This window comes from Pseudomonas sp. CF161, from assembly GCF_000416215.1.
Classification (GTDB): Bacteria; Pseudomonadota; Gammaproteobacteria; order Pseudomonadales; family Pseudomonadaceae; genus Aquipseudomonas.
Window position 1 is genome coordinate 25,033 of the sequence record NZ_ATLP01000105.1, and the last position, 10,089, is coordinate 35,121.

At 64.0% G+C, this 10,089-nt stretch carries 11 protein-coding genes; 8 read left to right on the top strand and 3 right to left on the bottom strand.

From position 1 onward, the window contains the following. Nucleotides 1-46 precede the first annotated feature (46 nt). Complete coding sequence (locus tag CF161_RS23525) at nt 47-1,249, top strand: benzoate/H(+) symporter BenE family transporter (RefSeq protein WP_020299123.1); 1,203 nt, start codon at nt 47-49, stop codon at nt 1,247-1,249. A gap of 40 nt (nt 1,250-1,289) precedes the next feature. Here the strand turns inward: CF161_RS23525 and CF161_RS23530 are convergent, their stop codons facing one another. The 3 genes from CF161_RS23530 to CF161_RS23540 all read right to left on the bottom strand — a co-directional run bounded on the left by CF161_RS23530 (nt 1,290) and on the right by CF161_RS23540 (nt 5,362). Further along, the gene (locus CF161_RS23530; RefSeq protein WP_020299124.1) at nt 1,290-3,740 is read right to left on the bottom strand and encodes a TonB-dependent receptor; all 2,451 of its coding nucleotides are present in this window, start codon (nt 3,738-3,740) and stop codon (nt 1,290-1,292) included. Nucleotides 3,741-3,837: 97 nt separating this feature from the next. Then, nucleotides 3,838-4,821 (bottom strand): FecR family protein, encoded by a 984-nt coding sequence (locus CF161_RS23535; RefSeq protein WP_043230225.1) that lies wholly within the window; start codon nt 4,819-4,821, stop codon nt 3,838-3,840. Nucleotides 4,822-4,861: 40 nt separating this feature from the next. Continuing rightward, on the bottom strand, nt 4,862-5,362 hold the full coding sequence (locus tag CF161_RS23540; protein WP_020299126.1) for a sigma-70 family RNA polymerase sigma factor: 501 nt from the start codon (nt 5,360-5,362) through the stop codon (nt 4,862-4,864). Between the two features lie 385 nt (nt 5,363-5,747). Between CF161_RS23540 and CF161_RS23545 the strand changes: the two genes are divergently transcribed. From CF161_RS23545 to CF161_RS23575, 7 genes are all read left to right on the top strand, one after another. Further along, nucleotides 5,748-6,044 (top strand): hypothetical protein, encoded by a 297-nt coding sequence (locus CF161_RS23545; RefSeq protein ID WP_020299127.1) that lies wholly within the window; start codon nt 5,748-5,750, stop codon nt 6,042-6,044. 84 nt (nt 6,045-6,128) lie between these two features. After that, nucleotides 6,129-6,572: a hypothetical protein gene (locus tag CF161_RS23550; protein WP_020299128.1), complete on the top strand. Its 444-nt coding sequence runs from the start codon at nt 6,129-6,131 to the stop codon at nt 6,570-6,572. Nucleotides 6,573-6,611: 39 nt separating this feature from the next. After that, the gene (locus tag CF161_RS23555) at nt 6,612-7,097 is read left to right on the top strand and encodes a hypothetical protein (RefSeq protein ID WP_020299129.1); all 486 of its coding nucleotides are present in this window, start codon (nt 6,612-6,614) and stop codon (nt 7,095-7,097) included. Nucleotides 7,098-7,235: 138 nt separating this feature from the next. Then, nucleotides 7,236-7,790 carry a UPF0149 family protein gene (locus tag CF161_RS23560; RefSeq protein ID WP_020299130.1) on the top strand — a complete coding sequence of 185 codons (555 nt, stop codon included), beginning with the start codon at nt 7,236-7,238 and terminating at the stop codon, nt 7,788-7,790. 40 nt (nt 7,791-7,830) lie between these two features. After that, on the top strand, nt 7,831-8,532 hold the full coding sequence (locus CF161_RS23565) for a hypothetical protein (protein WP_020299131.1): 702 nt from the start codon (nt 7,831-7,833) through the stop codon (nt 8,530-8,532). A 123-nt stretch (nt 8,533-8,655) separates the two neighbouring features. Further along, a complete protein-coding gene (locus CF161_RS23570) occupies nt 8,656-9,297 on the top strand; it encodes a LysE family translocator (protein ID WP_020299132.1) in 642 nt (213 codons plus the stop codon). Between the two features lie 108 nt (nt 9,298-9,405). Beyond that, a partial coding sequence (locus CF161_RS23575; protein WP_020299133.1) for a serine hydrolase occupies nt 9,406-10,089 on the top strand: 684 nt, incomplete at its 3' end.

A 10,089-nucleotide genomic window follows, 5' to 3' on the forward strand; every position in this document is an offset into this window, starting at 1 on the left:
CGCCTGCTCACGCAAGCCCGCGGCCCCCTCAGCCAGGAACGAGCCCATGCCCCACACCGCCCTACGCCCCAGCGACTTGCTGGCCCCCATCCTCGCCGCGCTGATTTCGGTCATCGTCAATTACGGCGGCACCTTTGTCCTGGTGTTCCAGGCCGCGCAACTGGGCCACCTGAGCCCGGCCCAGACCGCGTCCTGGGTCTGGTCGGTGAGCATCGGCGTCGGCCTGACCGGCGCCTGGCTGAGCTACCGCTACCGCGAGCCGATCATCACCGCCTGGTCGACGCCGGGGGTGGCCTTTCTGGCGACGATCATGCCCTTCACCCCCTACAGCGAAGTCATCGGCGCCTACGTGATCAGCGCCATCGGCTTTATTCTGCTGGGCCTGTCGGGGGCCTTCGAGCGCCTGGTGCGGCTGATCCCCGGGGGCATCGCCGCCGGGCTGCTGGCGGGGATCCTGCTGCAATTCGGGATCAATGCCTTTGGCGGCGCGAGTGCCGACCCGTTGCTGGTGATTGTGCTGGTGGTGGCCTATGCGCTGTTGCGGCGCTTCACCTCGCGTTTTGCGGTGGTCGGGATCCTGGCGATCGGCATGGCCCTGTTGCTGCTCCAGGAGCGCGTCGACCTGCACAGCGTCCACCTGAGCCTGGCGGCGCCGGTGTTTGAACGGCCGCAGTTCTCCATGGGCGCCTTCCTCGGTGTGGCCCTGCCGCTGTTCGTCATCACCCTGACCGGCCAGTACATGCCCGGCATGCTGGTGCTGCGCAATGACGGCTTCAAGACCAGCGCCAACCCGATCCTCGGCATCACCGGCCTGGGGTCGCTGCTGATGGCGCCGTTCGGGGCCCATGCTTTCAACGTCGCCGCCATCACCGCCGCCATCTGCACCGGCCCGGACGCCCACCCGCAACCCGGCAAGCGGTATATCGCCGGCCTGGCCTGCGGCCTGTTCTATGTGCTGGTGGGGGTGTTCGGGGTGACCCTGGCGAGCCTGTTCATGATCCTGCCACGCACCTTTGTCACGACCCTGGCCGGCCTGGCATTGCTCGGCGCCATCGGTGGCAGCCTGGCCAACGCCATGGCCGAGGTGCGCACCCGGGAAACCGCACTGATCACCTTCCTGGCCACCGCGGCCAATGTGACCTTGCTCGGTGTCGGCGGCGCCTTCTGGGGGCTAGTGGCCGGCCTGGTGGCGCACCTGCTGATGCACGGTGGGCGCCAGGCAGCGACGCCAGGCACTGCCACCCGCTGACAGAAAGGCCCGGCACCCACCCGGGTGCCGGGCGCGGGCATCAGAAGCCGACGCTGGCCTGGACGAAGAAGGTCCGTGGGGCACCGACATAGAGCCCGGAGTTGTTGTCGCTGGAGCGGGTGTAGTACTGGCGGTCGAAGATGTTTTTCACCCCGGCGCCGAGCTTGAGGTTCGACAACTGCGAACCGAAGTCATAGCCGCCGCGCAGGTTCCAGGTCACGTAGCCGGGGATATCGCCGTACTGCCCGTCCGCGGTGCCTTCGGTGATGTAGTTGTTGTTGAAGCTGCCATTGGTGTTGACCATGCTCCCCGGCGAACGCTGTTTGGACTGGGCGAACGCATCGACGTTATAGGTCCAGCGGTTGATGTCGTAGCGCAGGCCGAGGGTCGCCACCTGCCGCGAATAGAACGGCAGGTCGCGGTCCTTGAAGGCGTCGCTGCCGCCCTGGTAGGTGGCCCGGGTATAGGTGAAGCCGGCATTCGCGGTCAGGCCGTCCAGCCGTGGGTCGAGCGTCCCCAGGTCGTAACGCACCGAGGCTTCCAGGCCCTGGTGCTGGGTGGCCCCGAGGTTGGTCCAGCCCACGTCGTTGCTGATGTATTGCAGCTCGTCGGAGAAGTCGATGTAGAACGCCGTCAGCTCCCCGCCCCACACCTCATCGTTGTAGCGCGTGCCGATTTCGTAGGTCTTGGCTTTCTCCGGGTTCAGGCCGTTGGCGGTCTGGTCGCCGACGCCGCCCTGGCCCAGCTGGAAGTACTGCAGGCTGCCGAACGAGGTTTCGTAGTTGGCGAACAGCTTCCAGGCATCGGACAGGTGATACATCACGCTCAGGGCCGGCAGCGGTTCGTTGCTGCTGATCTCGCGGCGCTTCTCCGGCACTCGCGCGCCCGTGGTGCCCTGGCCGCCCATGACCGGGCGGTCGTGCCATTCGGTGCGGATGCTCTCGAAGCGAATGCCCGGGGTGAGGGTCCAGTTACCGACATCGATCTTGTCATCGAAGTAGAACGCATTGGCCTCGGTGCCGCCGGTACGGTCCTGGTACACATGGCCGTCGGCCTTGGCGGTGGCCACCGGCTGGTTGTTGATCAGCTCCAGGGCACTGGCCTGCTCATGCATGCCTTCCTTGAGGTAGCGATAACCGACGCTGGCTTCCTGGGTGGTCGGCCCCAGGTCGAACACATGGGACAGCCGTGGCTCGACGCCGAAGGTGTAGTAGGTGCGCGGGTAGGACACCAGGGTCTTCTGGTCGCGCGCGGCAATGTTGCTGCCACGGAAACTGTCGGAGTAGTAGGTCAGCACTTCGAACTGGGTGCGGTCGTCGATCTGGCGCAGGTACTTGAACGACACATCCTTGCGCCGGCCGCTGAAGGTGTCCCAGTCGCGGTCGGACTGGTAGGGATCGGCGTCGTACTGTTTCCGGGTCAGGCCGCCGGGCATGTCGGCGGTGGCGTCGTAGTAATGGAAATTCAGCGAGAAATCGTCCTGATCGGTCGGCGCCCAGTGGGTCTTGAGGATCACATCGTCGATGTCGTTGCCGTTGTTGCTGCGCCGGTAGCCATTGCCGTTGACCCCGGAATACAGGAGCGCCACCCCCATGCCGTTGTCGGCGGTGCCGCCCAGGAAGGCGCTGTCGATATGCTTCCAGCCGCCACTGCGGGAGGTTTCCAGGGTGGTGCCGATTTCCCCGGTGGCGTGCTCGGGAATGGCCCGGGTCACGAAGTTGATCACCCCGCCGACGTTCTGCGGCCCATAGCGCACGGAACCGGCGCCCCGTACCACGTCGATGCTGTCGAGGTTGCCGGTCGAAATCGGCGCCATGGACAGCTGCGGCTGGCCATAGGGCGCGAACGCCGCCGGCACGCCATCGATCAGCACCGTGGAGCGCGGCGACAGGCGCGAGGTCAGGCCGCGCACCCCGACGTTCAGGGAAATATCACTGCCGCCGGTGCCGTTGGCGTCCTGCACCTGGACCCCGGGCACCCGGCGCAACACATCGCCGACATTCATTGCGCCCTGCTCGACCATGGCTTCGCGGCGGATCACCGTGCGCGCCCCCGGGTGGTTTTGCACCACGGCGGCGTTGGCATCCCCCAGCCAGTCTCCCACCACCTTGATGTCGGTGACGCCCAGCTCCAGCGGCGCATTGGCCGCAGGCGCCGGGCTCAGGGTCACCGAACTGCCGTCGATCCGGTAGGCCAGGCCGCTGCCCTGGAGCAACTGGCGCAGGGCCTGCTCCGGCGACAGGCTGCCCTGCACCGCCGGGGCCTGTTTGCCGGCCACCAGCTCGGGGCTGAAAAACACCTGCAGCGAGGTCTGCAGGCCCAGCTGGCTCAGGGCCTGGGCCAGGGGCTGGGCCTGGATGTGAATCGCACTCGGTGCCTGCTCGGCATGGGCCTGGGGCAGGCCGGCGCTGACCGCCAGGGCCAGGGCCAGCGGCAGCCAGCGTGAAGTCGGCAGGGCACGGTTGGGGTGGTTGAGATCGAGGTTATTCACGTCGCAGCTTGTCCTGTTGAGCGCAAAGAAGTGCGGCTGTTAATGCAAACCAGTTGCAGTTGGACAAGAAGACGATGAACTCGAAAAAAACCTGAATCTAACGCGCAATTATTTCCTGGCTGCCATCGGCATGGGTTCGCACTGCCACTGGCAGGATGCTGGGCAAAGCCTTGAGCAGGGCGTCGGTGTCGTCGCAGCGGAACACACTGGTCAGCCGCAGATTGGCCACCGCCGGGTTGTCGACGCGCAGCGGTTGCTGGCGATAACGCGACACCTCAGCCGCCACTTCAGCCAGGCTCGCGTTGTTGAACACCAGCTTGCCGTTGCGCCAGGCCGTGAGTGCCTCGGGGTCGACCGCATAGGGCGCAGCCACCGTGCCGTGGCTGTCGATCCGCGTGCCGAGGCCAGCGCTGAGGCTGACAACATCACCTTCGGCGGCGTCGCGCCCCTGCACCTTGACCGTGCCCTGCTCCACGGCCACCCGGGTCTGGTCGGCCTCGCGGCGCACATCGAAGCGGGTCCCGGTGACCGTGACCCGGCCCTGCCCGGCGGCCACCACAAAGGGTCGGCTGCTGTCGTGCTCGACGCTGAACATGGCCTCGCCTTCGCTCAATTCGATATGGCGTTGGCCTTTTTCGTAGCGCACCTGCAAACGACTGCGGCTGTTGAGGTCGATCTGCGAACCGTCCGGCAGCGCCACATGGCGGCGCTCGCCCAGGGCGGTGGCAAACTCCGCGCGGTAGGAGGCCGAGGGGGTCAGGCCACTGAACAACCCCAGCCCCAGGGCCACCGCCAGCACACTGGCCGCCAGGGCGTAACGCAACACCGGACGGCGCCGGGCCGGTGGAGCCGGGTCTTTGCACAGGGCCTGCAAACGTTCCCTGGGCAACAGGTCGCTGGCGCTCCACAGGGTCTGCAGCAGTTGAAATTCATCCTGGTGCTGCGGGTGCTCAGCCAGCCAGGCGTCGAACCCCTGCCGCTCTTCAGCGCTCAGCGCGGGCTCTTGCAGACGCACGAACCACAGCGCCGCCTCATCGCGCACCGTCGCCGGTCCGCACGCGCAATCATGGCTATCCATCATGGAAGTTCCTGTTTGGCAGAGGGTGAAAAGTCTCGGCGGTTCATGGCATCGGCCCGTCCAGGCGGTCACGCAAATGCCGCAGGGTGCGGATCATATACTTTTCCACCATGTTTTTTGACAGGCCCAGGCGCTCGGCGATTTCCGCCTGGGTCAGGCCTTCGATCTTCTGCCAGACAAACGCCTTGCGGCAGTTCAGCGGCAACTCGGCAAGGGCCTGTTCAATGGAGTCAGCAAGCTGGATCGCGTGCATGAAATGCTCCGGGTCGCCGGTCGGCGGCGCGCTGTGATGAATCGCTTCCAGTTCCATGGCCCCGCGCCGGTCGTCGCGACGATAGCCGTCCACCGCAATGTTGCGCGCGGTCTGGTGCAGATAGGCCCGCGGCTGCTCGACCTTGGCCGGGTCCGACTCCAGCACCCGGACAAAGGTGTCGTGGGCCAGGTCTTCAGCCTGCTGACGGTTCTTCAGCCGACGCGTCCAGGTGCCGATCAACTCTTCGTAGTACTCGAAAAAGCCTGGTCTGCGGGGCGGCTGGGGAGTCATCGCGGTGTGCTGGGGGACTGGGGGCGTGAATAGTAATGCTTCTTATTAAACCCGGCAATTGATTAGAGGACGGTCGTGCCGGTCACCGTGGCCAGGCTGCGCAACATCATCGATTTCGACGAACGCTGGATCGGCGGGCACACCGCAACAGGCGAGGTGGTGGGCCTGCCAGGGAGTGCCGACCATGCACGTCCGTCGCAAAGTCGTCTAAAACGCGGTGCGGCGCCTAATCTAGAATGTGATGCATCCCGTTTTCGGGATGAGTCATTGCACTCGGCAGCAGGGACACTCGACCGCCGAGCTACCACTTCTTCAGGTACACAAGGAACAGGGAGTAAGGAATAACCCGGCAAGGCCACAGGCTTTGCTATCGGAGCGCGTCACCATGAACAGCACCCGAGACAGCATGGTTCTCACCCTCAAGATCATTGCGATCTTCGTCATCCTGATCAGCAGCACCCACCTGGTTCTGATCCCGCTGTTGGCCCCGGGCATGAGGAGCGGCTGCATCCTTATCGCCGGCGCCGCGGCCGCAGCCCTGTTCGGGGCTTCCATCGGCTACAGGGCGGTCGATGACATGCTGCTGGTCAAGCTCGGCTTGGGTGCCTGCTACGCCGCCATCACCACCCTGCTGGTGCTTTTACTGTCGGTATTTATAATGCGCCACGGTGTGACGGTCTGAAGGTTGCCAGGCGCGTTCAGGCAACCCGGGACTTGCCCCATCACCGACTGTTCACGCTCGATTTTCTACAAGGAACGTACCTGCATGCAGCGCATCCCTGGTCTGTGCGCCCTGCTCGGCCTACTGCTGGCCAGCGCCAGCGCCGTGGCCGACACCGCCGCCGACGAACACCTGTATTACTCCATGGTGCCCGGCCATTACGCCTTGATCGGCCAGGCGCCCGACGGCGGCGCGGCCTACTCCGGCAGCGCAGAAATCACCTTCAGCAACGGCGCCCTGACCCTGGTCAAAACCATCAATGGCCAGACCACCACCGCCATTGGCAAGGTGGAGCGGGCCACCATGGCCGAAGCCGATGTACTGGCCTTCAGTTGGCCGGGGCACGGCGCCACGTGCCTGGTGCGTGGCGACCTGGATAACTACAGCCGCCTGAGCTGCTACTGGACCCGCAACGGCGTGGACCACCAGGAACCGGGCCTGGAGGCCTACTTCCCGACCGCCACCTGGCCAGCCAATCGCGACCGCTAACCGCTTGCGCTTTTCTGACCCATGACCCGAGCCTGCCCCATGAAAATCGAACTGCTGGACCAGCACATGATCGGCCACTGGGACGTTAACCCGAGCATCACCCAGTGCGAGTTCCAGTTCGCCACCACCCTGATCTACGTCGAGTACGCCAAGGGCCAGTCCCCCGCCGCGCGTATCGCCCTGGCCCAGCAAACGGTACAGGCCGCCTGGGACGACCTGCCCGCCGCCCTGGCCTTTGCCGAGCAGGTCAGCCGGCCGCAGATGAGCGAATTCTGGACGCTGTATGCCCACAACCAACTCCAGGGCTCACCGCTGATGGTGTATTCGATCCACTACACCCTCGCCAGCCCGTACCCCGAGTACAGCCTCTCGTACAACCCGGATTTCCCCTGGGAGCTTGAAGTATTCGCCCCGGACGACCCGTTGCAGGAGCGGCCGATCCCCCTGGAGCGCTACGCCCCGGCGGATGATGTGTGGTTTTCGGTATGGCGCCTGGGAGCGGGGCATTTTCGCAGCCAGGCCTGAACCCGACCGCCCTGGCCCGCGACCGGCGAGCGCCGGTGGATAATCGGCGCTGGAAAAAAATCGCCACAAGGGCCATCCTCCGCGACTTTTTCAAACACGGCGTCGCCCTGGCGCCCCGACTTGCCAAGGATCATTGCCATGCCAGATCAACCCTTGAACGCCGCTGACTTCGACGTGATCGAGAACACCCTGCTGCAATACGGTGACGATCACTCGGTGCTCAACCCTTCGGAACTCGACGGCTACTTCAGCGCCCTGGTCTCCAGCCCTGCGCGGGTCGACATCGCCGAGTGGTTCCCGGCCATCTGGGGCGGGCAGAACCCGGACTGGGACAGCCCGGAACAAGGCAAGCAGTTCATCGAACTCTGCGTGCGCCACATGAACACCCTGGCCAGCCAGCTGGCACTGGACGCCTCGGCCTTCAAGGCACGTTTTGAAACCACCGAACACCAGGGCCAGCCCCTGACCCTGGCCGAAGAATGGTGCTTCGGTTACCTGCGCGGCGTCGCCGTAGGCAACTGGCCGCAAATGCCGGCGCCCCAGGCCGCCCTGCTGCAATCGATCATCGAGTGCGCCGAACAGGACAACTTCGAACTACCGGCCGACCTCAACGTGGCCCTGCACAATCAGCGCGTGGCAGCCATCGAACCGGCGGCGCGCAGCCTGCACAACTACTGGCTGGATCGACGCTAGTCACTCACTAAACACTGACTTACAGGGACGAATCTTTCATATGCTCGCATGGATCAAAGAACTGTTGAGGCTTAATAACCCGGCGCCAGAACAACCGCAGAACGTGGTTCAGAGCAGCCCGATCGCCCAGACGTTTGAGGAGTATCTGGGCGGTCTGGCTAACTGCGACCTGGAAAACCCTGCAGATTTCTATTACCGGACGGAGGCCGCCGAGAAGTGGAGCAAATACTTCTCAACCGAGTTCACCGTTACCTGCCGAAATAGCGCTGGCGCGAGCGGGACGCTACCCCAAGATCTAAAAATGAATGCTCCCATTAGAGCTGCTGCGGCCGGGAATCTGGTGTATGTGTTTTACTACTACGACTCGCTCGCCTTCGTAACAAAGAAAATCAACGACTATCACTTGAAAATCACCGACTCGGACACAGATCATTTTTCATCTTCTGCGAAATGGATGACTCTTTGCTTTCTCGCCCGATATAAAAGAAATAGTCCTGCATTAGTTGGCAAACAAAGCTATGTCGACGGCACACAAAACTCCCCCGACTGCCGATACATCATCTGCAATAGCAACTGCATCACCATCCCCCGAGAGGATATTCAGATTCACCTGAATGGACATTGGTATTCGTTACCCGCAATCACTGATCCAACCCTCGGGGACTTCATGGTGCAGTGGGCGGCGGACGGAGAAATATCAGGCACCCGAGCCCAATCCTTACTGAGCGCACTTCAGGTCTGAATAACAGCCCTGACGCAATAAGCATCAACTGCATTTTTCTGTAAATGCAGAGCAAAAACCGAACGGTGATTTGCCCTGCACTTTCCCTATAGAATTCGACGTCTTCTTACAGCGAGTCATGAAATGGATGTTCACTCGGTTTTGACCTACACCCTGGTCGCGGCAATCTCCATCGCCAGCCCTGGCCCGGCCACCCTGGTGGCCTTGCACAACAGCGTGGCCTACGGCGCCAAATCGACCCTGTGGTCGTCGCTGGGCAATGTCAGCGGCCTGTTTTGCATGTCCGCGGCGGCGATGCTGGGCCTTGGGGCGTTGATCGCCAGCTCCGAAATCATCTTCAACGCGGTGAAAATCGCCGGTGCCGGCTACCTGTTTTACCTGGGCGCCAAGCACCTGTTGAAGAAGGAGCCGGTGCTTTCGGCCAACAGCGACGGGAGCCCCGAGGGCCAGATGCCGCCGCGCTCGAAGCTGTTCAAGTCGGCATTCCTGACCGCCGCCACCAACCCCAAGGCGACGATTTTCTTCACTGCGCTGTTCCCGCAATTCATCGATCAGAACGCGGCGCTGGTGCCGCAGTTTTTCATCCTGACCCTGATCTTCATGGCCTTGTCGCTGATCTCCCTCAGCATCTACGCGCTGCTGGCCTCGCGGGCCAAGGGCGTACTGACCCGGCCGGCGTTTTCCAAGTGGGTCAACCGCGTAGTGGGCTCCACGTTCATCTTCTTCGGCAGCGCCATCCTGACCATGCGCCGGCAAACGGCGTAATCCGTTCACGGGCGGCCTGCCGTGCACCTGTGGCGAGGGAGTAAGCTCCTTCGCCATAGCGGAGCGAACATTGGCCCCTCCAAGACCGACCGTGTGTAGACCTCGCCCATGAATTTCTCCCTCGTCGCCAACGGCCACCTCATCCCCGCCACGCAACCCGACGCCGTCATCCCCTGGTGGAGTTTCACCAAGACCGTGCTCGCGGCGACCGCCCTGTCCCTGGTGCGTGACGGACTGCTGACCCTCGACGAACCGCTGGCCGAAGGGCCGTTCAGCCTGCGCCAATTGCTGCGCCACGAAGCCGGGTTGGCCGATTACAGCGAGCTGGCGGATTACCACACCGCCGTGGCCCGGCATGACACGCCGTGGTCGGCCGATGAGATGCTGCAACGCCTGGATGCCGGGCGCCTGCGCTACCCACCGGGCAGTGGCTGGGGGTACTCCAACGTCGGTTATCTGTGGCTGACCCGGGTGATCGAGCGGGTCAGCGGCCTGGCGTTGCACCAGGCCCTGAGCCAGCGCGTACTGGCGCCCCTGAAGGTGTCGGATGTGCGCCTGGCCCGCACTCGCGCCGACCTGGCAACAGTGGCGATGGGCGACTGCCCGGACTACGACCCGGGCTGGGTGTACCACGGGCTGCTGGTCGGTCCCTTGGCGCAGGCGGCGCTGCTTCTGGAACGCCTGCTGAGCGGGGACCTGCTGCCCCCGGCACTGTTGCAGGCGATGCAGACGCCACGCCTGCTCGGCGGACCGATTGCCGGGCGCCCCTGGACCGCGCCGGGCTACGGCCTG